Here is a 26,333-nt window from a genome sequence, read left to right on the forward strand (position 1 = left end):
TTGAAAAGATTGGCTCTGAAAAACGCGCCGCGCGCGGCGGCCCGGTCACTCCAGCGTGCGCTGGACTTCCTCCCGCTCGAAGATCTCGATGACATCGCCCTGCCGGATGTCCTCGTAGTTCTCGAAAGCCATCCCGCATTCCTGGCCCGAGATGACTTCCTTCACCTCGTCCTTGAACCGCTTCAACGTCTTCAGCGTGCCCTCGTGGATCACCACGTTGTCCCGCAGCAGACGAACCCCGGCCGACCGGCGCGCCACGCCCTCGGTGACCAGACAGCCGGCCACCTTGCCCACGCCCGAGACCTTGAAGACCTCCAGGATCTTCGCATAGCCGATGAAATTCTCGCGCACCTCGGCCTTCAGAAGGCCCGAGGCGGCCGCCTTGATGTCATCGACCAGGTCATAGATGATCGAGTAATAGCGGATCTCGACCCCCTTCTGCGTCGCCGAGGCCCGCGCGGTCGCGTTGGCGCGGACGTTGAAGCCGATGATCGGCGCCTTCGACGCCTCGGCCAGCGCCACGTCGGTATCGGTGATCGCCCCGACGCCCGAATGCAGCACGCGGACGCGGACTTCCTCGTTGCCGATCTTCTCCATCGCCTGGACGATCGCCTCGGCCGAGCCTTGCACATCGGCCTTGATCAGGATCGGCAGTTCCGCGACCGACTGGTCGGCCTTGGCCTTGGCCATCAGCTGTTCCAGCGTCGTCGCAGCCCCGGCCGCAGCCCGCTTGTCCTTGGCGGTCTTGATCCGGTAATCGGCGATCTCGCGCGCCTGGGCCTCGGTTTCCACGACGTTCAGCGTGTCACCGGCGGACGGCGTGCCGGACAGACCCAGCACCTCGACCGGAACCGACGGCCCTGCCTCGGGGATCGTCTCGCCCTTGTCGTTGATCAGCGCACGGACCTTGCCCCACTGTTCGCCGACGACGAAGATGTCGCCCTTCTTCAGCGTGCCGTTCTGCACCAGCACCGTCGCAACGGGGCCACGGCCCACGTCGAGCTTGGCCTCGATCACCGCACCCGAAGCCGCCCGGTTCGGGTTGGCCTTCAGTTCCAGCAGCTCGGCCTGCAAGGCGATGGCTTCAAGGAGGTCGTCCAGACCCTGGCCGGTCTTGGCCGAAACCTCGACATCCTGCACGTCGCCGGACATGGCTTCGACCACGACCTCGTGCTGCAACAGGTCGGTGCGGACCTTCGTCGGATTCGCCTCGTGCTTGTCGATCTTGTTGATCGCCACGATCATCGGGACCTTGGCGGCCTTGGCGTGGTTGATCGCCTCGACCGTCTGCGGCATCACGGCGTCATCGGCCGCGACCACCAGGACCACGATGTCCGTCACCTGAGCCCCGCGCGAGCGCATGGAGGTGAAGGCCGCGTGGCCCGGCGTGTCGAGGAAGGTGATCAGCTGGCCGTTGGGCGTCTTCACCTGATAGGCGCCGATGTGCTGGGTGATCCCGCCCGCCTCGCCGGTGGCGACATTGGTCTTGCGGATCGCGTCCAGAAGCGAGGTCTTGCCGTGATCGACGTGGCCCATGATCGTGACGATCGGCGGGCGCGGGCGCAGGTCCTCGGGCCGGTCCTTCACGGTGTCGATGACCTGTTCGACATCGGCGTCCGAGACGCGGACGGCCTTGTGGCCGAATTCCTCGATGACAAGCTCGGCGGTATCGGCGTCGATGGGCTGGTTCATCGTGACCATCATACCCATCTTCATCAGCGCCTTGACCACGTCGGCAGCGCGTTCGGCCATGCGGTTGGCCAGTTCGCTGACGACGATGGTTTCCGGCAGCTGCACCTCGCGCACCTGCTTTTCGGCCTTGTGACCCAGACCCAGAGCCTTGGCCCGGGCCTTTTCCTGCTTGCGCTTGATCGCGGCAAGGCTGCGCTGGCGGCCGCCTTCGTCCGAGATCGCATCGGACAGCGTCAGCTTGCCCGAGCGACGGCCTTCTTCGCCCCCGCGCTTGGCGCCGCGGTCGGCGCGATCGTCCTTTTCGCGGTCGGTCTTGCGGGGCGAAAGGCCCGGCTTGCCCGAAGCGGGGCCGCGCGCATCCTCTGCCGTGGCGGGCGAGGCAGGCGCAGCGCGCTCTGCGGGCTTGGTCGCAGCCGGCGCTGGCGTCGTCGAGCGGGCGCGGGTGCCCAGAACTTCGGCCTTTCGCGCCTCGGCAGCGGCGATCCTGGCCGCAGCCTCGGCCTTGGCGGCACGTTCCTCTTCCTCGGCCTTCAGGCGCAGCGCCTCGGCGCGTTCGCGATCCGCGCGTTCCTTCGCCTCGATCTCTTCGCGGCGGCGGGCGCGGTCTTCCTCGCGCGCACGATCCTCTGCGGCACGGCGCGCGGCCTCTTCGGCCTCGCGCGCCTTGGCGGCACGCAGGGCGGCAAGACGACGCTCCATCTCGGCATCCGAGATGCCGGCGGGACGTTTCGACGGGTCGCCAAGGTTGGTCGCAGCCGGAGTCGTGCCGGCGGCTGGCGCCCCCGGTTTCGCCGGAGTGGGCACCACGACGCGCTTGCGTTTGGTTTCGACCACGACGCTCTTGGTCCGGCCATGGCTGAAGCTTTGCTTCACCTGTCCGGGACGGGGGGCGCCCCCAAGGCCAAGAGGTTTCTTGCCGTCAGTATCGCTCATGCGTTCTTCGTATCCTTCATGGCGGTCTCGCCGCCGTCATCCCCGCCCGTCTGCAAGGGCAAATGCCCACGCAAGCCAGCGAGTTTTGCCGCTTCCTCTACAACACGCGTTCTGAGTCCACCAGCAGCAAGCGCGGCGTGTATCGCACGTTCCCGTCCGAATGCCAAACCGATTTCCCCAGCCGAAAGGCAGCCGATGAAGCCTTTCGCGCCATCCGGTGCGTGCAGCTTGGTCTTGCCCCGTTCCGACCCGTCGCTGGCCTGGATCAGCGTCGCCGCCGTGCCCTTGACCAGCCAGTCCTTCACCTTCTCGTAGCCGGTGACCGCCTCACCCGCCTTGCGCGCCATCGACAGCAGGTCGATGGTCCGTTGCAGCACCAGAGACTCGACCAGATCGGCAAGCCCCTCGGGCACCTTCACCGGCTGACGGGCAGCGCGGGAGAACAGGTTCTTCTTCGCCGCCTTGTCCAGCGCTGCCCGGTCGGCCGAGACATAGATGCCCCGGCCCGGCAGTTTCCCCAGCACGTCCGGGACGATCTGCCCGTCGGGTCCGACGCAAAAGCGGATCAGCCCCGCCTTCGGCTGGCTTTCCCCGGTCGCAATGCACTTGCGTTCCGGCTCGATCCGTTCCTTTTCCCGGCCGCCGCGCGTCAACGCGTGTCCCCGAGGCCTGGGATCAGGCCTCGGCCTCCTCGTCATCGGCAGCCTCGTCGGCGGGCTGCTCCAGTTCGGTCGGATCGACCCAGCCCAGCATGACCCGCGCGGTCATGATGAGGTTCTGCGCCTCTTCCAGCGACATGTCGAACTTTTCCAGGACCCCTTCGTCCTTCTTGCGCTGGCCATTCTCGGTCGTCCAGCCGCCCGCCAGTTCCCAGTCGGCGCAGGTGGCGAAGTCTTCCAGGGTCTTGATCCCGTCCTTGGCCAGCGCCTCCAGCATCTGCGGCGTCAGGCCTTCGAAGTTGACCAGGCTGTCCTCGACGCCAAGCGCACGGGCGTTTTCCATCGCCTTTGCATTGGCGGCCTCCAGATGGTCGCGGGCGCGGGCCTGAAGTTCGGCGGCGGTATCCTCGTCGAAGCCGTCGATGGACAGAAGCTCGTCCAGCTCGACATAGGCGACCTCTTCCAGGTTGGTGAAGCCTTCGGCGACCAGAAGCTGGGCCATCATCTCGTCGACGTCCAGCGCATCCATGAACAGCTTGGTGCGTTCGGCGAATTCGGCCTGACGGCGCTGCGATTCTTCGGCCTCGGTCAGGATGTCGATGTCGAGGCCGGTCAGCTGGCTGGCGAGGCGAACGTTCTGGCCGCGACGGCCGATGGCCAGGCTGAGTTGCTCATCGGGCACCACGACTTCGATCTTGCCGGCCTCTTCGTCGAACACGACCTTGGAGACTTCGGCAGGTTGCAGCGCGTTCACGAGGAAGGTCGCGGTGTCCTGGTTCCACGGGATGATGTCGATCTTTTCGCCCTGGAGTTCATTCACCACGGCCTGCACGCGGCTGCCGCGCATGCCGACGCAGGCGCCGACGGGGTCGATGGAGTTGTCGTAGCTGATGACGGCGATCTTGGCGCGGCTGCCCGGGTCACGGGCCACCGCCTTGATCTCGATGATGCCGTCGTAGATTTCCGGCACTTCCATCTTGAACAGTTCCGCCATGAACTGCGGATCGGTGCGCGACAGGAAGACCTGCGGGCCGCGCGGTTCGCGGCGCACGTCCTTGATGTAGCAGCGGATGCGGTCGCCGATGCGGTAGGCTTCGCGGCCGATCTTCTCGTTCCGGCGCAGGATGCCTTCGCCGCGGCCGATGTCGACGATGATGTTGCCGTATTCCTCGCGCTTGACGGCGCCGTTGATGATCGTGCCCTTGCGGTCCTTGAACTCTTCGTACTGGCGATCCCGTTCGGCCTCGCGCACCTTTTGCAGGATGACCTGTTTGGCCGATTGTGCGGCGATGCGGCCCAGATCGACCGGGGGAACCTCGTCCACGATTTCGTCGCCGACCTTGGGATCGGCAAGGTAGGCTTTCGCCTGCTTCACCGTCAGCTGGGCGTGGTGGTTTTCCACCGCATCGTCCTCGACCACGGTGCGGACGCGGGTAAAGGTCGCGCGGCCGGTCTTGCGATCGATCTTCACGCGGATGTCCATTTCCGCGCCGTAGCGCGACTTGGCGGCGCGGGCGAGGCTGTCCTCCATCGCCTGGATCACCAGATCCGGGTCGATCATCTTTTCGCGGGCCACGGCTTCGGCGGTTTGCAGAAGCTCCAGCTGGTTGGCGGAGGTGATTGCCATGGGTTTCTCTCCCTAGTGTTTCGTCTCGGGGGCGGGCGCGTCGTCCTCGTCCCCATCAATTTCCTCGATCGCGTCGAACTGGCCATCGGCGGGTTCGGCCACCTTCTTCTGGCGCAGCATTTCCGCGATCAGCGCGTCCGAGAGGATAAGCTTGGCGTCCGAAAGCCAGTCGAACTTCAGCCCGATGGTCACGTCCTCGCCGCCCTCGTCGATGGTGATGAGAACCTCGTCCCCTTCCACCCCGGCCAGATCGCCCTTGAAGCGGCGGCGGCCGTCGATCAGCTCGGTCGTCTCGATCCGGGCTTCCCAGCCCTTCCAGGTCTCGAAGTCCTTCAGCCGGGTCAGCGGCCGGTCGATGCCGGGGGAAGAGACTTCCAGCACATAGGCATCCTCCAGCGGGTCCTCGACATCCAGAACGGCAGAGACGGCGGTGGAGATGTCGCCGCATTCGTCCACGCCGATCCCGCCCTCGGGCCGGTCGGCCATGATCTGCAAGACGCGCGTCTTGCCGCCCATAAGCCGCAGGCGGATGAGTTCAAAGCCCAGCCCTTCGATCACCGGCTGAACGATGTCGGCCAGGCGGCGGTCGATGGCGGTTTTCGCGATCAGATCGGACATGTCATTCCAGAAACAAAAAGGCGGACCCAGCGGCCCGCCCGTGACTTTCGGTAGCTTCCAGTTTGGATCCGGAAGCAGCTGTTGACAGGGATATAGGCGCCTTGGCTCGAGTCTGCAAGCAGAATGCTCATCGACCTCGTCGGCCCTTTTCGCGGGTCCGGCCAGAAGTGCCCGCGGGGCTTGACGAGCGGCGTTCAGAGCTTGCGGAACACCATCACGAGGCCCCGGTCGTCCTTGTGCGGATGATCCGCGCCTTCGTAGATGGGAATGTCACGCCAGGCGACCGGACTGATCCTGCCGTGGGCCACCATCCGCGCCAGTTCCGACCCGAAGCCCGCGCCGTCCAGAACAGGGCCGATGGTGCCGCAGGCGAACACGGCACCCGGGCGGGTGATGCGGAGCAGTTCCGGGAAACATTCCGGCCCGACATGGCCGTGGGTGAAGGTGCCGCAGCTGATGACGGCGTCGTAGCTGGCGTCCGGGATGTCCAGCGCCTTGGTCAGATCGCCCAGCATGAGCTTGCGATACAGGCCCTTCGGCCGGGCGATCTCCAGCATCTCGGGGGTGATGTCCAGCGCGTCCACCGTCAGGCCGCGCAGGTGTTCGGCCACGAGGCCAGTGCCGGCGCCGATGTCCAGGATCTCGGCCCCGGGCGCGATCTCGCCCTTCAGGATGGCCGCGATCTCGCGCGGGGCGATGTAGCCCCAGGCCATGCCGAAGCTTTCGTCATAGGTCGGCGCCCAGTCGCCATACATGCGGCGGGCATCTTCGGGGCCGTTGATCTGGTAGGCCTCTTCCAGGTCGTAGCCATCGTCCATCATCTGCAATCCTCCAGGCTGGCGGCAGTCATGCAATGGTCCTGTCACAGGTTGATGACGGGTTTCGGGGAACCCTTGCCTGCCGATCGGCTTTCCCCGGATTGAAGGGGCCGGAACAAGCTGCGATAGTCCGGGTTAAGGAAAGGGAAAGGGTCGCGCCGGATGCATGCCGGTCCGAAGACGTCACGGCTCCGGGCTGCGCTGGGTTTCCTGGCGGGCATGCTGGTTGCGTCCGAGGCCATGGCGCTGGACCGTCTGGACATCGCGGTCCTGGGCGGGTCCGAGACGCTGACCCGGGCCGTGACCGAAGCCGCGATGGTCCGCTCGCTGCAAGTGCAGGGCCAGACCGATCCGCAGGACCTGCTGGCGGCGGCGCGGTCGGATTATGCCCATATCCTGGCGGCACTTTACGCCAGGGGGCATTACGCGGTCGATATCCGCATCCTGATCGACGGGCGCGAGGCGGCGGCGATCCCGGCGCTGGAAGCCCCGCGGGCGATCTCGACCATCCGCATCCAGGTGGACCCGGGCCCGCCCTTCCGTTTCGGCCAGGCGCGAATCGCCCCCCTGGCGCCGGGCACCGAACTGCCCCAGGGTTTCCGACCCGGAGAGATTGCGGAAAGCGGCCAGGTGCAGACGGCGGTCGATGTCGCCATCTCGGCCTGGCGCGAGGCGGGCCATGCCAAGGCCTTCGTGGGCGCGGACAGGGTGCTTGCCGACCATGCCGCGCGGCGAATCGACGCCGATGTGGGCCTGACCCCCGGGCCGCGTCTGCGCTTCGGGCCGCTTGCCATCGTCGGCGAACAGCGCATGCGCGAAGCGCGCATCCGCAAGATCGCCGGCCTGCCCGAAGGCGAAACCTTCAGCGAGACCGAACTTCGCCGGGCCGAGGCGCGGCTGCGGCGCACCGGCATCTTCTCCTCTGTCGCGCTGACCGAGGACGACCGGATCACCGCGCCCGACCTTCTGGGCATCACGGCGAGCGTGGTCGAACAGAAGCCACGCCGCTATGCGCTTGGGGTGGAGGTTGCCAGCCTGGACGGCCTGTCCCTGTCGGCCTCGTGGCTGCACCGCAACCTTCTGGGCGGGGGCGAACGGCTGGGCGTCAAGGGCGAGATCACCAACATCGGCGCCAGTCTCAGCGGCATCGACTACCGGGCCGAGGTCACGCTGGACCGGCCCGCCACGCTGACCCCGGACACCACGGCGGGGCTGATCCTGACCTATGCGCATGAGGACGAGATCGACTATGCGCTGGATGCCTTCGGTCTGGGCCTGCGCTTCAGCCACGTCTTTTCCGAGGAACTGACGGCGCGGGTCGGGCTGACCTACGACACGATGCGCGGGCGCGATCCCGGCGGGCGCTTCGACTTCCGCAACCTGTCCCTGCCCGTCGGCCTGACCTGGGACCGGCGCGATGAGCCCACCGACCCGACGCGCGGCTTCTATCTGGACGCCACGGCCAAGCCCTTCCTGGGCTTCGGCACCACCGGGTCGGGCCTGCGGGCGACGCTGGACGGGCGCCTCTATCGCAGTCTGGGCGAACCGGGGCGCTTCGTCATCGCGGCGCGGGCGCAGGCGGGGGCGGTGCTTGGCCCGTCCCTGCTGGAGACGCCGCGCAGCGACCTGTTCTTCTCGGGCGGAGGCGGCACGGTGCGGGGCCAGCCCTACCGCTCGCTTGGTGTCGCCGTGTCGCGTGGTTTCGGGCCGCAGTTCCAGATCGGCGGCAAGTATTTCCTGGCCGGGTCGGTGGAGCTGCGCGCCAGCGTGACCGACCGGATCGGCGTGGTGGGCTTCGTGGACTGGGGCAGCATCGGGATCGACGGGTTCGGCGGCGACTTTTCCAATGCCCATGCCGGGGCCGGGCTCGGGCTGCGCTATGACACCGGGCTTGGCCCGATCCGGCTGGACGTGGCCGCGCCGGTCAGCGGCACGACCGGTGACGGCGTGCAGATCTACGTCGGCCTGGGGCAGGCTTTCTGATGCGGCGCGCCCTCGTCATTGCTTTTGTCCTTTTCGGCCTGCCCGTCCAGGCGCAGGAGGACGACCGCGACTATCTGACGGCCTTTCTCGAGGACACGCTCTCGGGCGCCGGGCGCAAGGTCACGGTGACGGGCTTTGCCGGAGCCCTGTCCTCGCAGGCCACGATCGAGCAACTGACCATCGCCGACGACCAGGGCATCTGGATCACGCTGAACGGGGTGGTGCTGGACTGGTCGCGCTCGGCGCTTCTGTCCGGCGAGGTGGTGGTCAACGAATTGTCCGCCGATGAGATCATCGTCACCCGCGCGCCCGTGGCCACGCCCGAGGCGATGCCCGCGCCCGAGGCGGCGGGGTTCAGCCTGCCGGACCTGCCGGTCTCGATCGACATCGAGAAGGTCGCCGCCGACCGGATCGAACTTGGCCCCGACCTTCTGGGCCAGCCGGTGACCGGCACGCTGTCCGCGTCGCTGGAACTGTCCGGGGGCGAGGGGCAGGCGGTGCTGGACCTGATCCGCACCGGGGACGGCCCGGCCGGAGAGATCCGTCTGGACGCGGCCTATTCCAATGCCACGCGCGCGCTGAAGCTGTCGCTTCGTGCCGAAGAGGCGGCAGGGGGGATCGCGGCCAGCCTGCTGGGCCTTCCCGGCAATCCTTCGGCCCGGTTGCAGATCGCGGGGGAGGGGCCGATCGACGATTTCGCCGCCGACATCGCGCTTGCCACGGATGGCGCCGACCGTCTGTCCGGCACGGTGACGCTGCGGGCCGAGGACGGCGGGCAGCGCTTTGGTGCCGACCTGGCCGGGGACCTGGCACCGATCCTTGCCCCCGAAATGGTGGATTTCTTCGGCAACGAGATCGCCTTGAAGCTGGACGCCTGGCGCAGCGGCGGCGGGCGGGTGGTGCTGGACCGCCTGGATCTGTCCGCCCGGTCGCTGTCCCTGACCGGCGCGGGCGAGATCGCCGCCGACGGGGTGCCGGAGCGGCTGACGCTTTCGGGCCGGCTGGCCGCGCCGGACGGTGCGCCGGTGGTGCTGCCCCTGGCGGAGGACACCCGGGTGACCCGCGCCGATTTCGCGCTGAACGCGACGCAGCGGGATGACGACAGCTGGTCCGGCAGCCTGTCGGTGCAGGGGCTGGACCGGCCCGACCTGAAGATCGCCGACCTTGCCGTCAAGGGCTCGGGCCGGATCGGACGCAGCGCGGCCGGGCGCAGTTTCGGCGGCACGCTGAACGGCACGGTGTCGGGCCTGGCCCCCGCCGATCCTGCCCTGGCCGAGGCCCTGGGGACGGCGCTGGCGGCATCGTTGCGGTTTCACAGCCAGGAGGGGTCCGGCGCATTGCGGCTGACCGACATCCGGCTGGAAGGCGCGGGCCTGACCGGGACTGGGGCGCTGCGCATCGAGGGGCTGGAGCAGGCGCTGATGATGACGGGCCGGCTGGCGCTTGAAGTGGGCGACCTCGCCCGCTTTTCGCGGCTGGCGGGGCGCCCGCTGGGCGGGGCCGGGCGGCTGGAGCTGGCGGGCTCGGCCAGCAGGCTGTCGGGCGTGGTCGATGGCGAGATCGGCTTTGACGGAACCGGGCTTTCCATCGGTCAGGCCGAGGTGGATCGGCTGCTCTCCGGCGCCTCGCGGCTGACCGCTTCGGTCCGGCGCGACGAGACGGGCACGGTCCTGCGCAGCCTCGATCTTGTGGCCGGAGGGTTGCAGGCCAGTGCCAGCGGCCGGCTGGCCTCGGCCGGATCGGATGTGAGCGGAACGGTCAGCCTGGCCGATCTGGCGGTGCTGGGGGCGGGCTATGGCGGCGCGGTCATGCTGGACGGGCGCTTCAGCGGCACGCCTGAGGCCGGGGCGATCACGCTGAAGGGCGAGGGCCGCGCGCTGCGCATCGGCACGCCCGAGGCCGACCGGCTACTGGCCGGGCAAAGCACGCTGGACCTTGACCTCGGGCTGAACAGCGGCGTGGTCCAGGTGCGTTCGGCCCGTTTGCAGAATCCGCAGCTGACGGCCAGCGCGACCGGAGAGATCAACGGCGACCTGCGCCGGATCACCCTTGACGCCCGGCTGGCCAACCTTGGCCTGATCGTGCCCGAAGTCTCGGGCCCGCTGACCGTGGCCGGGACGGCGGTGCAGGACGCGGCGGGCTACCGGCTGGACCTGCGTGGCAACGGTCCGGGGCAGATCGCCGCCCGGGTCGAGGGCCGGGTGGCCAACGATTTCCGCACCGCCGACCTGGCGATCAACGGTTCGGGCGAGGCGGGGCTGGCGAACCTGTTCCTCTCGCCCCGGTCGGTCTCGGGCCGGGTCGGCTATGACCTGCGACTTGCCGGACCGCTTGCCATCGGCTCATTGTCCGGGCGGGTCACGCTGTCGGACGGCCGCATCGCCGACCCGGAGCTTGGCCTGGCGCTGCAACAGGTGCAGGCCATTGGCCAGCTGGCGGGCGGCACGGTTCAGCTGTCGGCGACCTCGGGCCTGTCCACCGGCGGGCGACTGCGGGTGGATGGGCCGGTCCGGCTGGACGGGCGGCAGGAGGCCGACCTGTCCATCGCCCTGGACAACCTGCGCCTTTACGACCCGGAGCTTTACGAGACGCGCGTCAGCGGTTCGCTTGCCCTGCGCGGGCCGCTGGCGGGCGGTGCGCTGCTGTCCGGCACGCTGCAACTGGGGGAGACCGAGGTGCGGGTGCCGGCCTCGGGCTTCGGCTCGGCCGAGGCGCTGATGAACATCCGCCATGTCCGCGACACCGCGCCGGTGCGCGAGACCCGGCGCAAGGCCGGGCTTCTGGCCGCCATCGCCGCAGCCTCCCGCGATACCGTGCCGTCCCGGGCCATCGGCCTGGACCTGACGATCAACGCCCCGGCCCGGGTCTTTGTCCGCGGCCGTGGCATCGACGCCGAACTGGGCGGCAGCCTGCGGCTGCTGGGCACAACGGCGGAGGTGCGGCCTGCGGGCGGGTTCAGCCTGATCCGCGGCCGGATCGACATCCTGGGGCGTCGCCTTGTGCTGACGCGGGCCGATCTGGTGATGGAGGGCAGCCTGGTTCCGCAGATCAGCATCGCGGCAGACAGCCAAAGCGAGGGGATCGTCAGCACGGTCACCGTGGAAGGCCCGGCCAACGACCCCGAGGTGCGCTTCACCTCTTCCCCCGACCTGCCGCAGGAAGAGGTGCTTGCGCGTCTTCTCTTCGGGCGGGGCCTCGACAACATCTCGGCCTTGCAGGCGGCCCAACTGGCCAATGCGGTTGCGGTCCTTGCAGGACGTAGCGGGGTCGGTCTGGTCGGCAACCTGCGCCGGACCTTCGGGCTGGACGATCTGGACGTGACCACGGCCGAGGACGGCTCGGCCGCGGTGCGGGCGGGAAAATACATTTCGGACAATGTCTATACCGAGGTCGAGGTCGATCAGGAGGGCAAGAGCCGGATCAACCTGAACCTCGACCTCCGGCGAGGGCTGACCGTCAAGGGCAGGCTGGGTGCCGACGGGGAAACCGGGATCGGCATCTATCTTCAGCGCGACTACTGATCGGTGCGGCAGGCCGCGCCGTGGCCAGGCAGGATCAGCGCGCTTGTCCGGCCCCGCACCATACCGCCCGCACCCCGGCGCCCGAAGGACCGGCCGCCCGGGCCGGGCAAGGGGTCAGTCGATCACCTTCTCGAAGTCCAGGTAGCCGACCGCATTGCTGGCCCATTGCCGGGATTTCCGGACGGTGCTGCCTTCGATCCAGTAGTCGTTGGTGACCTTCCCGTTCGAGCGGGTGCAGGTTTCGGTGACCCGTGTGACTGCATGCGACTTGCCCAGGATCTCGATCGTTTCACGTCCCGCAACCGCGGCGGTGCAATCGTAGGTCCGCCGGGTTCCGGCATCATCCGGCCCGAGGAAATAGTAGATGCGCTGATAGCTTGCCCCTCCCGTCAACTGGGCAAGCGACGGTGCCTCGGCCGACATCAGGTCGGCACCGAGGCCACGGGTCTGGATCAGCACGCCGTCGCGCAACGAGAAGTTCGCCTGCCTTTGCGCGGTCCAGGTGACGACATCGGCCTTGGTGTCGATGATCGTCAGGAAGGCATCCTGCCCAAGCGCCGGCGCCTTCACCCTCAGGATCGGTTTTCCGTTGGCCTCGAGCTTCTCGCGGGGCGAAACCCTGGTGGCCTTCGCCGGTTTGGCGGTGGCTTTCCTTTCCTTGCTGACGGCGGATTTGGCCATCTGCCCGACGGCAGCGATCATCGGGCTTCCGCCGCCACCGTCGCTGCCGCAGGCGCCAAGCAGGGCCACCAGCGCAAGGGTGGCGATCGATCCTTTCGCGATGCTCACCGCCAGACCCTTCCCCAGTCGGGATCGAGACCATCGGTGTGATACTCCCGGATCGAGTCGTACAGCCGGCCGTCCACATCGACCCGCGCGCCGCCGTCGCCCCGGCCTGGCCGCAGGGTCATGCCGAAGCCCCGCCGGTTTTCGGTGCCAAGCGCCCAGTTGAACGGGATCGAGAACCGGATGCCCTTGTCGAAGCCGCTTTTGCCGAAGTCCGCCGCGCTGACATCGGTCACCGTGGCGAAGGCGCCGACTTTCCAGCCGTTCGCGAAAACACGATCAACCGAGATGGTCGCGCCGACATCCCCGGCCAGATACCTGCCGACATCCAGCTGGCCCAGGAAGCCATTGCCAAAGTCGTAGTAGGCCGAGACATAGCCGGTCACGACGTCATAGTCGTATTCGCCGAAGCCCAGGCCGCCATCCGTATCGCGCTGGCGGGTATAGTTCAACTCGGCCCCCAGCGCGAGCTGGCTGTCCACCGGCTTCCACAGAATCTCGCCCGACACGCCGGCATGCATCCGCTCCAGATAGCCGATGGTCAGTCGCGAATAGAGGTCCGGCGCGGGGCGGGCGTACCAGGCGAAGGTCAGCCGCTCCAGCGCGGGATCGCCGAATTCGGTATAGCGCGAGCCGTCGGTGCGGACATGCGGCAAGGGCGAGGTCGAAGGGTCGCCGAGGCTCGTGTTGCTGGCAAGCTGCTTGTAGATCGACCCCGACAGCACGAAGCCCGGCGCGAAGGTGTAGTTGGCCGACAGGCGCAGGCCGATGTCGCCCTTTGCGGGTTCCGACAGGCGCAGCGCGGGCCCGAGGTTCCAGTTGAACTTGGGATAAAGCGCCTCGTCGCCGATCGCATGGGCCGGCACGGGCCCCGCATCCGTCACCGTGACCCGCTGGCGCAAGAGCGTGGCGTTGTCGGCCGTATATTCCAGCCTTTCCAGATCGCTGCGCCGGATGGTGATCTTCGAGGCGCCCATGCCGTTGACCACGGGCACGATTTCGAACACCTCGACCGAGGCGGGCATCACATGGCTGAGTGCGCGCGCGGTGCGGCCCACGGCCTGCGAACCCGCGTCGATCCGGTTGTTGCGGATGCGGACCTGAACGGTCGTCGCGGTATAGGCGATGTTCTCGACCGCAATCCCGTCGGCCGCCAGCCGCTTGGCCAGGTTCTGGCGCAGGATCGGGCCGGCATCCGGCTGCGTGACCCAGCCGCCGTCATAGGCATCCGGGTCGGCCGCCCGCGCGGGCCTTGCCTTGACGGGAGTCGGGGCGGCGCCCGGGATCCCGCCGGTCAGGCGGCTTTTCGGATCAAGGATCACATGGAAGCTCAGCCCGATCTCCGAGCCGTAAAGCGAATAGATCCCGAAGCGCAGGTTCGGGTTGCGCTGGTATTCGAAGCCGAAGTTGAACGGGCTGTCACGCTCGATCAGGCCGCGCACCTCGTCCTCGGTGACATAGGCGTCCGAGGAATATTCGCCCTTGAAGGTCCAGGTGTCGCTGATCCTGTATTCGACACCCGCGAAGGGCGCGGCCTCGCCCTGGAACCACTGGTCAGTGTTGGGCGTGCCGGTCGGGCTGACCGGCGGGCGGTCGCCGAAGAGCGTCCCGATGCCACCATAGCTGCCGAGCCGGCCCCAGCCGAGACCGGCCGTCACCTTCAGCCGGTCGCCGAAGTTCTTCGTGGCCGCCACATATTCCGAAGCGAACAGCCCCTGTCCGGTGAAATCCTGCAAGCCGATGGTCAGGGCCGGACGCCAGGTGCCTTCCTTCAGGATCTGGTAGCGCAGGTCGATGCTGCGGTCGGTCTCCTTCGGATCGCCCGGTATCACCGCGTCCCAGTCGCGCCAGGTCTGGAACCGGAACGAGGCGGACAGCCTTTCGCTGAACTGGAAGCTGAAGGTCGTGCGGGTGATCGGGCCTGCGACCGAGGTGCTGAAGGAAAAGGTCGCATCCTTCTGCGCTTCGCCCGAGGGCATGTCGATCAGCCCGGTCGCCCCGTTCAGGTTCAGCGTGCCGGTGCTTTCGGCATGGGCCGGCGCCATGGACAGCGCGGTGCCGGCGGCAAGGAAGGCAAGCAGACGACGAGAAAGGAGGTACATGGTGATCCGGCCCAAGCGTTCGGTCCAGTCTATGCGAAGATAAGCGGTTCAGGGCAAGGGCCTTTGCCGCCGATCCGGCACAATATCGGGGAGGCTTGCATTTCGGCCCGAACGGCGGCTCTTTGCCTCAGCCCCCGTCGCCTTCCAGGCTGATCCGAAGCTCGCGCAGGACCGACAGCAACGCGCGCATCTTTTCGGGTCCGATGGATCTTACCACTTCCGCGATCAGCGGCACGACGCTGGCCACCGCCCCGTCCCGCGCCGCGCGGCCCGCGGGGCTGATCGCCACGAATTTCTGCCGCGCATCCTCCCAGTCCGGGCGGATATGGACATGGCCGGCCCATTCCAGCTTGGTCAGCGTGTTGGTCATCGCGCCGCGCGTCACATGGAACGACCGCGCCAGCTGCGCCGGCGTGCGTTCGTCGTTCACCCGCGCCAGATGGTTCAGCACGCTGAAATGCGACAGTTCCATGCCCTTGGGCAGCACCTTCGAGATCCGGTTCCGCGCCAGCTGGTCGGCCATGAACAGCTCGCCGAACAGCGCGACCGCAAGATCCTCGGCCTTCTCGGTCATGGCCCCTCGAAGCTCCGGTCATGCGACAGAGAGGGCACCCGGCTGCGCGCCCGATCCACCTCGGTCAGGTCCAGATCGACCAGCGTGACCCCCGGTTCGGTGCCTGCGTCGGCCAGCACCTCGCCCCAGGGCGCGATGGCCAGCGAATGGCCGTGCGTCCTCCGACCCTTGCCATTGGTTTCGGGATGAAACCCGGTTTGCGCCGGGGCCAGGATGAAGCATCCCGTTTCGATCGCGCGGGCGCGCAAGAGGGTCTCCCAATGCGCCGCGCCGGTGATGTGGTTGAAGGCCGCGGGCACCGTGATGATCTGCGCGCCGGCCTGCGCCAGCCGGCGATAGAGCGCCGGAAACCGCACGTCATAGCAGACCGTCATCCCCACCCTGGCAAAGGGCGTGTCCGCGACCACCGCCCGCGCTCCGGGCCGATAGCCTTCGCTTTCCCGGTAGACCTCGGTCGCAGAGACGTTCACGTCGAACATGTGGATCTTGTCATAGCGCGCCGCGATGCCGCCGTCCGGCGCGATCAGGAAGCTGCGGTTGGCAAAGCGCCCGTCGGCATCATGGGTCAGCAGGCCCAGCGACCCGATCAGCAGCCAGATGCCCGCCGCCTTCGCCTCGGCCCGCAGGGCGGCCAGCGTCGGGTCGTCCTCCTCATGCCGGAACACGTTGCGCTGATGTGCGCGGCTGGAGGACAACCCGTTCGTCAGCTCGGGCGTCAGGACAAACCCGGCCCCCTGCGCCACCGCATCGCGGACATGGCCCAGCGTGACGGGCAGGTTCGCCGCCGGATCGTCGGAAACGGTCAGCTGAACCAGCGCGGCCCGCATCACGCTGCCAGAAGCGGATCAAGCTTGCCCGCATCCTCCAGCGCATAAAGGTCGTCGCAGCCGCCGACATGGGTGTCACCGACAAAGATCTGAGGCACGGTGCGCCGGCCCTTGGCGCGCTGGATCATCGCCTCTCGCAAGGCGGGGTCGCGGCTGACGTCGATCTCGGCAAAGGCGACGCCCTTCTTCTGCAACAGCCGCTTGGCGGCGTGGCAGTAGGGGCAGATGGGGGTGGTGTAGATTTCGACGGGACGCATCGGGGCACCTCTTTCGCGCCCGAATATAAGGATTCAGCCGTCCTTCGCAACGCGCGCCAGCGCCAGCACCGAGACGGATCGCGCCCCTGCCGAAAAAAGCGCCTCGGTCGCCGCCGCAAAGGTCGCGCCCGAGGTCATCACGTCATCGACCAGCAGGATGTCGCGGTCGCGCACCCGCGTCTCGCGGCTTTTCGGGACGGTGAAGGCGCCAACCAGATTGGCGAACCGCGCGTCGCGGGTCTTGCCGTCCTGATTGCCGGTGGATCGTTTGCGCAGGATCGCGTCCGGACAATGCTCCAGCCGCGCCAGGGCCGCGATGGCGCGCGACAGAAGTGCGGCCTGATTGTAGCGCCGCCGGAACAGCCGCATCCAGTGCAGCGGCACCGGCACCACCAGCATCCCCGGCGTCAGGATCGGTGCGGCCGCCCTGGCCATCCAGGCCGAGGCCGGTCTGGCCAGATCCATCCGGTCGCCGTGCTTCAACGCCAGCACCAGTCTGCGGGCATTGCCCTGATAGAGGAGAGCGGCCCGTCCCCGGTGCCAGGGGCGGGCGATGGTCATGCAGTCGTCGCACAAGGCCCGTTCCTTCGCGTCCGATCCCGGCAGGGGCACGCCACACTGATCGCAGACCAGACCAGAGACGAAGGGCGTCTCGCGCCAGCAGTCGGCGCAGAGGCCGAAGTCGGATTGCACCGGGGCCGAGCAGGAAATGCACTGCGGCGGGTAGAGCAGTTGCAGCGCGCGTTGCAATCCCATTCCGCCCTCCTAATGTCCGGCCATGGCCGAAACCCCGATCCTGACCGACCGAAACGCGCTGATCCGACACCGGGACCGCGCCCGCAGACTGCCCGGTCACGACGCAGCGATGTTCCTGCATCGCCTTGCCATGACCGACATTCAGGAAAGACTCAGCGAGGTTAACAGAACCTTTACGGCACCCGCCGTCGTGAGCGGTTTTCCCGATTTGTGGCAGGATCTGCGGCCCGATGCGGTGCTGGTCCCGGATGAGGACGTTCTGGCGCTGGAACCCGGCGCGCATGATCTGGTCGTGCACGCCATGGCCCTGCACTGGGCGAACGATCCCCTGGGGCAGCTTGTCCAGTGCCGAAGGGCGCTGCGGCCCGATGGGCTGATGCTCGCGGTCCTGCCGGGCGGGCGCAGTCTGCATCAGCTGCGGACCGCGCTGGCCGAGGCCGAAGCGCGGGTCACGGGCGGACTTTCGCCCCGCGTCCTGCCCATGGCGGAAATCCGCGACCTGGGCGGGCTGATGCAGCGGGCAGGCTTTGCCCTGCCGGTGGCGGACAGCTGGCAGCAGACTGTCGAGTATCGCAGCTTTCCGGCGCTGCTGGCCGACCTGCGGGCCGCGGGAGAGACGAACGCGCTGGCCGCCCGTCTGCGCCGCCCGACCGGGCGGGATGTGCTGGCAACGGCGGGCGCGATCTATGCGGAAAGTTTCGGCACGCCGGAGGGGCGTCTGCCCGCGACAGCAGAGCTTGTGTTCCTCACCGGCTGGGCTCCGCATGACAGCCAGCAGCAGCCCTTGCGCCCCGGGTCGGCCAAGGTCAGGCTCGCCGATGCGCTGGGCGTGCCCGAGTCGCCCTTGCCCGAAGACGGTTGACCCTGCCCACCCATCCCTTATGTCCCACCGTGAACCTTTGGGAAGAACCGACATGCTGGATGCCCGGACCGGAGCAGCGACAGGGACCGACGTGCCACCCGGCGAAGGGCGCCTTGCCCACGCCCCTGCCGACCACCCCACCGTCCGCAAGGCGCGGATCGGGGTGCTTCTGGCCAACCTCGGCACGCCCGACGCCTATGACTACTGGTCGATGCGCCGCTATCTGAACGAGTTTCTGTCCGACAAGCGGGTGGTCGATATCCCGTCTTGGAAGTGGCAGCCGCTTTTGCAACTCATCATCCTGTCGAAGCGGCCCTTCACCTCGGGGGCCAACTACAAGCTGATCTGGAACGAGGAACTGAACGAAAGCCCGCTTCTGACCATCACCAAGGCCCAGACCGCCGCGATTGCGAAGACGATCGCGGACCGGCACGGGGCCGACATCATGGTCGATTTCTGCATGCGCTATGGCAATCCCTCGACCGAGGCGAAGGTCAAGGCGATGGTGGCGGCGGGCTGCGAGAAGGTGCTGTTCTTCCCGCTGTATCCCCACTACGCCGGGGCGACCTCGGCCACCGCGAACGACCAGTTCTTCCGTGCCCTGATGAAGGAAAAGCGGCAGCCGGCGGTGCGGACCGTGGCGGAGTATTTCGACCACCCGCTTTACATCGACGCGCTGGCGAAGTCGGTGGAGACGGCCTATGCGGGGCTTGACCACCGGCCGGACGTGCTGGTGGCCAGCTATCACGGGATGCCCAAACGCTATCTGATGGAGGGCGACCCCTATCACTGTCAGTGCCAGAAAACCTCGCGCCTGCTGCGGGAAAGGCTTGGCTGGGAGAAGGGGTCGATCGACACCACCTTCCAGTCGGTCTTCGGGCGTGAGGAATGGCTGCGGCCCTATACGGTCGAGCATGTGGCAGAGCTGGCGAAGCAGGGGAAAAAGCGGATCGCGGTGATGGCCCCGGCCTTCAGTGCCGACTGCATCGAGACGCTGGAGGAGATCAATGGAGAGATCCGCGAGGCCTTCGAGCACGCGGGGGGAGAGGAGTTCACCTACATCCCCTGCCTGAACGACGAGCCCGCCCATATCGAGGCGCTGGTTGCAGTGATCGAAGAGAACCTGGGTGGCTGGCTGACCCGGAAGGGCTGACCGCCCTGCCACGAGCGGAACCGGACTCTTGTGGGTCCGCAACGACTTGTCAGTGTTGAACCGCCGATTTGCAGGGCCTTGCCGGGGCAAGTGCCCCGTCGCTTTCAATGCGCCTGGCAAGAAAGGGTCAGGGTCGTATTTTACTCTGGTATATTTGAAGATTTAAAGCTATATGTATTTCAACCAACCCTGACCGCCTGCCCCGCTTGCGGGGTAGGGGCGCCGGAGATGGGTCGGGCTTTCGAAGGAGGAGGATTGCATGAAGGGTTCATCCCTGTTCACCACGCGGCGCGGCTTTCTGGGCCTTGCCGCCATCGGAGCGGCGGCGGCCGCGGCGACCGGGGGTGGGGCGGCCCAAGCAGCGCGTCTGGCCACAAAGGCCCGGATCGTCATCATCGGCGCCGGTGCCGCTGGCACGGCCATCGCCAACCGGCTGGTCGAACGGTTGGACGGCGCCACGATCACCATCGTCGATCCGCGGGCAGAGCATCTGTATCAGCCGGGTCTGTCGCTGGTCGCCGCCGGGCTGAAACCGGCCTCCTACACGGTCTCGAAAACCACGGACTGGCTGCCCAGGGGCGTCACGCTGCTGCCCGAGGCAGCGGCGGCCATCGACCCTGTCGCGAAGACGGTCGCCACCACGGGCGGCAGCAAGCTGGACTATGATTTCCTGGTGGTGGCCCCGGGACTGGTGCTGGACCATGACGCGATCCCCGGCTTTTCGCTGGACATGGTCGGCCAGAACGGCATCGGTGCGCTCTATGCCGGGCCGGACCATGCTGCCCGGACCTGGCAGGCTGCGCGCAAGTTCACCGAAGAGGGCGGCGTGGCGGTGATGACCCGCCCCGCGACCGAGATGAAATGCGCCGGCGCCCCCCTGAAACATGCCTTCCTGGTCGAGGATATCGCCAGCCGCACCATCGGCGCGGGCAAGTTCGAGATGCATTACACCGCCCCGCAGGGCGCGCTGTTCGGCGTGCCGATCGTCGCGGAGAAGGTGCGGATGCTGATGGGCCAGCGCGGCATCAGGACCCACCTCCAGCACAGGCTTGTGTCGATCGAGCCGGGTCAGAAACGCGCCACGTTCGAAAAGACCGAGATCGACCCCGCGACCAAGGCAGAGATCAAGAGCCTGGTCGAGATGCCCTATGACTATCTGCACGTCATCCCGCCGCAGCGCGCGCCCGAGGTGATCCGCCAGTCCGGCCTGAGCTGGGCCGACAAGTGGACCGATCAGGGCTGGGTCGAATGCGACCAGAAGACCATGCGCCACCTGCGCTATCCCGAGATCTTCGCCCTTGGCGATGTCGCGGGCGTGCCCAAGGGCAAGACGGCGGCATCGGTGAAATGGCAGGTTCCGGTGGTCGAGGATCATCTGGTCGCGGCCTTGCAGGGCAAGGAGGGAACCGAGGTCTATGACGGCTATACCTCTTGTCCGCTGATCACCCGCGTCGGCAGGGCGATGCTGATCGAGTTCGACTACAACAACAATCTGGTGCCCAGTTTCCCGGGCGTGATCGCGCCCTTGGAAGAGCTGTGGATCAGCTGGCTGATGAAAGAGGTGGCGCTGAAGGCCACCTACAATGCGATGCTGCGCGGCAAGGCGTAAGGAGAACCGCCATGAAGGAACTGACCCTTGCAACCCTGATCGCGGTGGGGGAGGAGATCTTCGGGCGTGGCCTGTTCTGGGCGCTGGTCGCCGCGGCCGTGCTGGTCACCGCGCTCTACCTGTTCGTGCTGATCCGCGACCGGGCGATGTCGATGCGCAAGTTCCTGGTCGCACAGCTGTCGATGCCTGTCGGGGCGGTGCTTGCCGTCTGGCTGGTGCTCGCCGTCACAAGCTCGGGCCTGGGCGACATGGGCGGCCCGATCGACATCATCGTCCTGCTTGCCGTTGCGACGATGGGCGCCATCGGCATGGCCATTCTGGTCTACACCGTGCAATCTCTGGTGCGCGGCAACCGGAACTGAGCGCGGCCCGGACCGCAGTGCCGAAAGCCGATACGCAAAGGGCGCAAGGCGGGGCGGCCGACTTGCGCCCGGTCGTTTCCGGGTTGCGAGAGGGTCAGATCAGGCGGACTTGGGTGCCGACCTTGGCCAGCTCGAACAGTTCCTGGATATGTTCGTTGTAAAGCCCGATGCAGCCGTTCGACGACCGGCGTCCGATCTTGCGGGTGTCATGGGTGCCGTGAATCCGGTAGGCCGGCCAGCCCAGATACAGCGCTCGGGTGCCCAGCGGATTGTCCGGCGCACCGCCTTCCACCATGTCGGGCCACTCGGGGTTGCGCTGCTTCATGGCGGCGGTGGGCCGCCAGGTCGGGTTCACCACCTTCTGGACCACCGTGGTGAAGCCGCGGCGCGTGAGTTCCTCGGACAGCGGCACCGAAGTCGGATAGAGCCGATAGATCGACTGGTCCTCGGACCAGAAATGCAGCGCACGCGAGGTGGTGTCGGCGAGGATCGCCCCGTTGCGGGTGTTGTCGAAATAGTCCTGCCATTGCAGGATGCGGAAGCTGGAGATGTTGTTGCGCACCGCCGAGGCAGGCTGAATGAATTCGGTTGTGCCGTCCTGCGCCAGCGCCGGGAAGGCCGCCAGACCGGCCATGCCCGCTACACCGCCCAGAACCGCGCGGCGGCTGATCTTGCCGTTTGCCATGGCTGAAACTCCTGAAAGATCTGACTTCAGGGAGGATATAGCGACTTTGTGATCCTGCCGCAAATCAAAGACCCGTCAGCAACCTGCCGATCGGCGAGATGCCCCTTTGAACCCCGCGCCCGCATCCGTTAAGGAAGGCTGAACGGCCGCCCCTGGGCGCGGCCTTGATCTGGTGGACCGAATGAACAGACGCATCTTCCTGCTTGCCGGCGCCGGCCTGACCCTGGCCGCCTGCGGAACCGCAAGCGCACCGCCCCTCGGCGCGGATGGCAAACCGCTGCCGCGGGTCTACAAGATGGGCAGCCCCAGCGAGGTGTCCTTCCGTTTCCTTGACGCGATGAACACGCTGCGCAGCGCAAGGTCGCTGCGGCCGGTCGCCTTCGACGCCAGCCTGAACGCGGCGGCCGAAACCCATGCCCGCGACATGTCGGTGCAGAACCGGCCCTGGCATTTCGGCTCGGACGGCTCGTCCCCTCTCGTGCGGGCACAGCGCAGCGGGTTCAACGGACGGCTTCTGGGCGAGAACATCTCGGAGACCTACGAGACCGAGCTTGAAACGCTGTCGTCCTGGATGGCGCAGCCGGACACGCGGGTGGTCATCATGGACCCGCTGGCGACGCGGCTGGGCTTTGCCTGGTATCAGGAGCCGGGCGGCAAGATCTGGTGGGTGATGATGACCGGCGTCTAAGCCCGGTTTCATCGTTGTGATCGGGGGCCTGCGGGCCCCCGTCTTCATGGCAGGATGTAGATCGGCGTTCCGGGGTTCACCATGGAATAGACGACCTCCATCTCCTTGTCGGTCAGCGCGATGCAGCCTTCGGTCCAGTCGCGCGCAGAGGTCGGTCGCCTGGGGCCGCCATGGATGAAGATGTCGCCGCCCGGCTTCTTGCCCTGCGCCTCGGCAAAGGCGATGTCGTTGGCGTTCGGGTAGTCGATCCGCAGCGACAGGTGAAAGCGCGAGTTGGGGTTCTTGTGGCTGATCGTATAGGCGCCTTCGGGGGTCTTGCCGTCGCCTTCGAACTGCTTGTGGCCTTCCGGCGCGAAGCCAAGCGCGATGTCGTAAGCCTTCAGCACCTTCCGATTGTGCAGCAGATACATCTTGCGGTCGGCCTTGTGGACCTGGATCTGCGTCACTTCGGGCCCGCGGTATTTCAGGAACTTGGTCTTCGGCGCACAGGCCGAAAGACCCAGTGCCACCACCAGGAGGAGGATAAGTCCGAAACCGCGCATGTCGCTGCCCGCTGCCCCTTTTTTCTGCCAGTCTACAGAAAAGCTGTCGCCCTGCCTAGCCGTCCGGGCTTTCGCCTCGATCACGGAAACGTCAGGCGAATGCGTCAGCCGGGTCGGGAAAGACGCGCGACCAGCTCGACATGGGCGGACCAGCGGAACTGGTCGATGACCTGGACCCAGTCAAGGCGGTAGCCTGCGGCGGTCAGCACCCGGGCGTCGCGGGCGAAGGTGACGGGATTGCAGGAGACGGCGGCGATCACCGCAACCTTGCTGGCGGCCAGGCGCTCGCTCTGCGCCTCGGCCCCGGCGCGCGGAGGGTCGATGACGGCGCAGGAGAAGGTGTCCAGTTCGTCCGGTTCCAGCGGACGGCGGAAAAGGTCGCGGGTTTCCACGCTGATCCGGTGGAGGTTCGGAGTGGTGCGCGCGGCAAGGTCCAGCGCTAGGGTCATCGCCGCGTCGCCTTCGACGGCGTGGACCTCCGTGTCTTGCGCAAGAGGAAGAGTGAAAGTGCCGATGCCGGAAAAGAGATCGACGATGCGCCTTTGCGGGCCGAGCGCCTGCCTGACCGCGGCCAGAAGGGCGGCCTCGCCCTCTTGGGTGGCCTGAAGGAAGGCTCCGGCGGGGGGGATGACTATGGCGGTGCCCATGGTCAGCGCCGGTCGGTCGCGCAGCGCCACCGTCTCGTCATCCCAGGTCAGACGCGAGAAGCCGTGGGTTTCGACTAGGCGCGCCAGATCCATGCGCAAGGTGCTATCCAGCGGTTTGCCGCCCCTCACCACCACATCCGGGCCACCGCGCGTCAGGGTCACCTGCAAGGAAAGCTCGGTCGTGCGCGACCCGCCACGGGCCACCAGCGCCTGAAGGCCGGGGAGGGCGGCCAGGATGCCGGGGTGGAGAAGCCGGCAGTCGGGGATCTCCACGATCGTGTCGGAGGCGCGGGCGTGGAAACCGATGAGGACTCCACCCTTCGTGCGTCGGGCGGACAGGGTGGCGCGTCGGCGGGAGTTCGGGGGAGATGTCACCAGCGGCAGGAAGTCGGCGCTCAGGCCCTGGGCCGCAAGGGCGGTCTGGACGACCTCCTGCTTCCACCCGGCCACGAAGCTGTCGGAGGCGTGTTGCAGCTGGCAGCCGCCGCAGGCGCGGGCGTGGCGGCAGGGCGGTCTGACGCGGTCGGGCGAGGGGGTGAGGATCTTCGGATCGGTCAGGCGGTCGCCGTCGGGGGTGCCTTCGACGACCTCTCCGGGTAGGGCGCCGGGCACATAGACTGGCCCGGGGGCTATGCCGTGGCCAAGGTGGCCCAGCCGTTCGATGGTGACGATCACTCAGCCGCTTCCTGTTCGTCTTCAACGCCGATGAAGCCGCCTGATTGCCGTTTCCAGTAGCGCGCGTAAAGCCCGTCCCTGGCCAGAAGCTCGTCATGGCTGCCCATTTCGACGATGCGACCCCGGTCGAGGACGATGATCCGGTCCATCGCGGCGATGGTGGACAGCCGATGCGCGATGGCCAGCACGGTCTTGCCTTCCATGACCCGGCCAAGGGCTTCCTGGATGCTGGCTTCAACCTCGGAGTCGAGGGCGCTGGTCGCCTCGTCCAGCACCAGAATCGGCGCGTCCTTCAGGAAGGCGCGGGCAAGCGCGATGCGCTGGCGCTGGCCGCCGGAGAGTTTCACCCCGCGTTCGCCAAGGAAGGCGTCATAGCCGCGGCGGCCCTGGTGGTCGAGCATTCCGGCGATGAACTCATCGGCTTCGGCGGCCTTCGCTGCGGCGATGATTTCGGCCTCGGTCGCCTCGGGGCGGCCATAGGCGATGTTGTCGCGGGCGGATCGGTTGAACATGGCCGTCTCCTGCGTGACCATGCCGATCTGGCGGCGCAGGGATTCCTGCGTGACGCTGCGCAGGTCGTGGCCATCCACGGTGATGCGGCCCTGTTCCGGATCGTAGAGCCGCAGGAGGAGCGAGACGAGCGACGACTTGCCCGCGCCCGAGGCGCCGACGATGCCCAGCTTTTCCCCGGCGCGGATGGTCAGGTCGATGTCACGGACCCCGCCCCGTTCGCGGCCATAGGCGAAGGTGACGTTGTCGAACCTGATCTCGCCCTTGACGCGGGGCAGGGGCCTGGCGTCGGGCGCGTCGGCGAGGGTGTGGGGCACGGAGAGGGTGCGCATCCCATCCTCGACTTCACCGACGCTGGTGTAGATCGACATGAGGGTGAAGCTGACCCAGCCCGACATCTGCGCGATGCGAAGGGCGATGGCCCCGGCGGCGGCGATGTCGCCTGCGCTGGCGCTGCCCTGTTGCCAGAGAAGGACGGTGCCGCCGATCAGAATGACGGGGAGGACCCCGGCCAGCAGCATCAGGGCAAAGCGGAACCAGGTGGAGATGACGCCGAATTCGAGTGAGCGGTCGCGGAACACCTCCATCGCGTCGATGGCGACGCGGTCCTCGAAGGCGGCATGGGCGAAGAGCTTCACCGTCTTGATGTTGGTGATGGTGTCCACGACCTGGCCCGAAACCATGGCGCGGGAGGAGGCGCGAGCGGCGGAGTTGACGCGGATCAGCGGCAGGAAGAAGCGGATCAGGAAGATGTAGGCGACCAGCCAGACGGCAAGGGCGATGGCGGCCTTCCAGTCCACCGCGATCAGGAAGGCGACGGAGCCGATGACGGAGGCGAGCGCGAAGCAGACGGTGTTGATGACTTCGGTCGCCACATCGGTGACGGCACGGGCGGCCTGCATCTGCTTCTGCGCGATGCGCCCGGCGAAGTCGTTGTCGAAGAAGGTGACGGCCTGGCCGAGGGTCCAGCGGTGCAGGCGCGAGAGCACCAGCGGCATCACGTTGGGGCCGATGATGATGCTGTTCGATGCCGAGGAGACGGCGAAGGCGAGCGGGCGAAGGACGAGGTAAAAGCCGAGGAACCAGAGGACGAGGGACCAGTGGGCGGCAAAGAAGTCGGTCGGGCCGGAGTTGACGGCGGCGTCGATGACCCAGCCGAGGATGAGGGCCGAGACGACCTCGGTGACGCCCGCGAGCGAGGAGAGGAGCCCGGCGATGACAAGCATCGGCCAGGACCCGGCCAGCGACCAGCGCATGAACGGGCCGAGCCTTTGCGGCGGGGGGCCGTCGGCGGGGCGGAAGGCGTCGATGAGGGAGCCGAGGCTTTGAAGCGCGCTCATGCGGCAGAGGTAGGCCGGTCCTTGGGGGGAAGCAAGGGATTACGCTGTGCGGGGGTGCTCAGTTCCCTTTGTGAGAGCCGTGCATTCCCGTCCCGGACTTGATCCGG

General features: G+C 67.3%; 22 protein-coding genes. 7 read left to right on the forward strand and 15 right to left on the reverse strand.

The window, feature by feature from the left end:
• Positions 1-45: 45 nt before the first annotated feature.
• From infB to G8O29_RS04290, 5 genes are all read right to left on the reverse strand, one after another.
• Positions 46-2,625: a translation initiation factor IF-2 gene (infB, locus tag G8O29_RS04270; protein ID WP_166401971.1), complete on the reverse strand. Its 2,580-nt coding sequence runs from the start codon at positions 2,623-2,625 to the stop codon at positions 46-48.
• Positions 2,622-3,278: an RNA-binding protein gene (locus G8O29_RS04275; RefSeq protein WP_166401972.1), complete on the reverse strand. Its 657-nt coding sequence runs from the start codon at positions 3,276-3,278 to the stop codon at positions 2,622-2,624. The genes infB and G8O29_RS04275 overlap by 4 nt, the downstream gene beginning before the upstream one ends.
• A 22-nt stretch (positions 3,279-3,300) precedes the next feature.
• Positions 3,301-4,911 carry a transcription termination factor NusA gene (gene nusA, locus G8O29_RS04280; protein ID WP_166401973.1) on the reverse strand — a complete coding sequence of 537 codons (1,611 nt, stop codon included), beginning with the start codon at positions 4,909-4,911 and terminating at the stop codon, positions 3,301-3,303.
• Positions 4,912-4,923: 12 nt separating this feature from the next.
• The gene (rimP, locus tag G8O29_RS04285) at positions 4,924-5,529 is read right to left on the reverse strand and encodes a ribosome maturation factor RimP (protein WP_166401974.1); all 606 of its coding nucleotides are present in this window, start codon (positions 5,527-5,529) and stop codon (positions 4,924-4,926) included.
• Between the two features lie 194 nt (positions 5,530-5,723).
• Positions 5,724-6,347 carry a class I SAM-dependent DNA methyltransferase gene (locus G8O29_RS04290; protein ID WP_207623650.1) on the reverse strand — a complete coding sequence of 208 codons (624 nt, stop codon included), beginning with the start codon at positions 6,345-6,347 and terminating at the stop codon, positions 5,724-5,726.
• Between the two features lie 162 nt (positions 6,348-6,509).
• Here G8O29_RS04290 and G8O29_RS04295 point away from each other — a divergent pair, with 162 nt between their 5' ends.
• Both G8O29_RS04295 and G8O29_RS04300 read left to right on the forward strand, forming a co-directional pair.
• Complete coding sequence (locus tag G8O29_RS04295) at positions 6,510-8,330, forward strand: autotransporter assembly complex protein TamA (protein WP_166401976.1); 1,821 nt, start codon at positions 6,510-6,512, stop codon at positions 8,328-8,330.
• Positions 8,330-11,851, forward strand: a complete 3,522-nt coding sequence (locus tag G8O29_RS04300; RefSeq protein ID WP_166401977.1) for a translocation/assembly module TamB domain-containing protein — start codon at positions 8,330-8,332, stop codon at positions 11,849-11,851. Before G8O29_RS04295 ends, G8O29_RS04300 begins: the two co-directional genes overlap by 1 nt.
• A gap of 114 nt (positions 11,852-11,965) precedes the next feature.
• Here the strand turns inward: G8O29_RS04300 and G8O29_RS04305 are convergent, their stop codons facing one another.
• From G8O29_RS04305 to G8O29_RS04330, 6 genes are all read right to left on the reverse strand, one after another.
• Positions 11,966-12,640, reverse strand: a complete 675-nt coding sequence (locus G8O29_RS04305) for a YjbF family lipoprotein (protein ID WP_166401978.1) — start codon at positions 12,638-12,640, stop codon at positions 11,966-11,968.
• Entirely contained in the window at positions 12,637-14,739 is a 2,103-nt protein-coding gene (locus G8O29_RS04310) for a YjbH domain-containing protein (RefSeq protein WP_166401979.1), read from the reverse strand. The genes G8O29_RS04305 and G8O29_RS04310 overlap by 4 nt, the downstream gene beginning before the upstream one ends.
• A gap of 127 nt (positions 14,740-14,866) precedes the next feature.
• Positions 14,867-15,313, reverse strand: coding sequence for a MarR family winged helix-turn-helix transcriptional regulator (locus G8O29_RS04315; protein ID WP_166401980.1), 447 nt, complete (start codon positions 15,311-15,313; stop codon positions 14,867-14,869).
• The gene (locus G8O29_RS04320) at positions 15,310-16,140 is read right to left on the reverse strand and encodes a carbon-nitrogen hydrolase family protein (RefSeq protein WP_166401981.1); all 831 of its coding nucleotides are present in this window, start codon (positions 16,138-16,140) and stop codon (positions 15,310-15,312) included. The genes G8O29_RS04315 and G8O29_RS04320 overlap by 4 nt, the downstream gene beginning before the upstream one ends.
• On the reverse strand, positions 16,140-16,397 hold the full coding sequence (gene grxC / locus G8O29_RS04325; protein ID WP_149076969.1) for a glutaredoxin 3: 258 nt from the start codon (positions 16,395-16,397) through the stop codon (positions 16,140-16,142). Before grxC ends, G8O29_RS04320 begins: the two co-directional genes overlap by 1 nt.
• Positions 16,398-16,430: 33 nt before the next feature.
• Entirely contained in the window at positions 16,431-17,153 is a 723-nt protein-coding gene (locus tag G8O29_RS04330) for a ComF family protein (protein ID WP_166401982.1), read from the reverse strand.
• A 22-nt stretch (positions 17,154-17,175) separates the two neighbouring features.
• On the opposite strand from G8O29_RS04330, the gene G8O29_RS04335 reads away from it, so the two are divergent.
• The 4 genes from G8O29_RS04335 to G8O29_RS04350 all read left to right on the forward strand — a co-directional run bounded on the left by G8O29_RS04335 (position 17,176) and on the right by G8O29_RS04350 (position 21,139).
• The gene (locus G8O29_RS04335; protein ID WP_166401983.1) at positions 17,176-18,015 is read left to right on the forward strand and encodes a methyltransferase domain-containing protein; all 840 of its coding nucleotides are present in this window, start codon (positions 17,176-17,178) and stop codon (positions 18,013-18,015) included.
• A 52-nt stretch (positions 18,016-18,067) separates the two neighbouring features.
• Positions 18,068-19,168 carry a ferrochelatase gene (hemH, locus tag G8O29_RS04340; protein ID WP_166401984.1) on the forward strand — a complete coding sequence of 367 codons (1,101 nt, stop codon included), beginning with the start codon at positions 18,068-18,070 and terminating at the stop codon, positions 19,166-19,168.
• A 259-nt stretch (positions 19,169-19,427) separates the two neighbouring features.
• The gene (locus tag G8O29_RS04345) at positions 19,428-20,777 is read left to right on the forward strand and encodes an NAD(P)/FAD-dependent oxidoreductase (RefSeq protein WP_166401985.1); all 1,350 of its coding nucleotides are present in this window, start codon (positions 19,428-19,430) and stop codon (positions 20,775-20,777) included.
• Between the two features lie 11 nt (positions 20,778-20,788).
• Entirely contained in the window at positions 20,789-21,139 is a 351-nt protein-coding gene (locus G8O29_RS04350; RefSeq protein ID WP_166401986.1) for a DUF5368 domain-containing protein, read from the forward strand.
• A 94-nt stretch (positions 21,140-21,233) separates the two neighbouring features.
• On the opposite strand, the gene G8O29_RS04355 is transcribed toward G8O29_RS04350, so the two are convergent.
• Positions 21,234-21,773 carry a L,D-transpeptidase gene (locus G8O29_RS04355; RefSeq protein WP_242678883.1) on the reverse strand — a complete coding sequence of 180 codons (540 nt, stop codon included), beginning with the start codon at positions 21,771-21,773 and terminating at the stop codon, positions 21,234-21,236.
• 232 nt (positions 21,774-22,005) lie between these two features.
• Here G8O29_RS04355 and dalA point away from each other — a divergent pair, with 232 nt between their 5' ends.
• Entirely contained in the window at positions 22,006-22,512 is a 507-nt protein-coding gene (gene dalA, locus G8O29_RS04360) for a divisome-associated lipoprotein DalA (RefSeq protein WP_166401988.1), read from the forward strand.
• 44 nt (positions 22,513-22,556) lie between these two features.
• Here the strand turns inward: dalA and G8O29_RS04365 are convergent, their stop codons facing one another.
• The 3 genes from G8O29_RS04365 to G8O29_RS04375 form a co-directional block, all read right to left on the reverse strand.
• Positions 22,557-23,054 carry a L,D-transpeptidase family protein gene (locus tag G8O29_RS04365; RefSeq protein ID WP_166401989.1) on the reverse strand — a complete coding sequence of 166 codons (498 nt, stop codon included), beginning with the start codon at positions 23,052-23,054 and terminating at the stop codon, positions 22,557-22,559.
• A 104-nt stretch (positions 23,055-23,158) separates the two neighbouring features.
• Positions 23,159-24,376, reverse strand: a complete 1,218-nt coding sequence (locus G8O29_RS04370; protein ID WP_166401990.1) for a class I SAM-dependent RNA methyltransferase — start codon at positions 24,374-24,376, stop codon at positions 23,159-23,161.
• Positions 24,373-26,226, reverse strand: a complete 1,854-nt coding sequence (locus G8O29_RS04375; protein ID WP_166401991.1) for an ABC transporter ATP-binding protein — start codon at positions 26,224-26,226, stop codon at positions 24,373-24,375. Before G8O29_RS04375 ends, G8O29_RS04370 begins: the two co-directional genes overlap by 4 nt.
• Positions 26,227-26,333 lie beyond the last annotated feature (107 nt).

It is taken from the genome of Rhodobacter calidifons, assembly GCF_011174775.1.
In the GTDB taxonomy this organism is placed as follows: domain Bacteria; phylum Pseudomonadota; class Alphaproteobacteria; order Rhodobacterales; family Rhodobacteraceae; genus Tabrizicola; species Tabrizicola calidifons.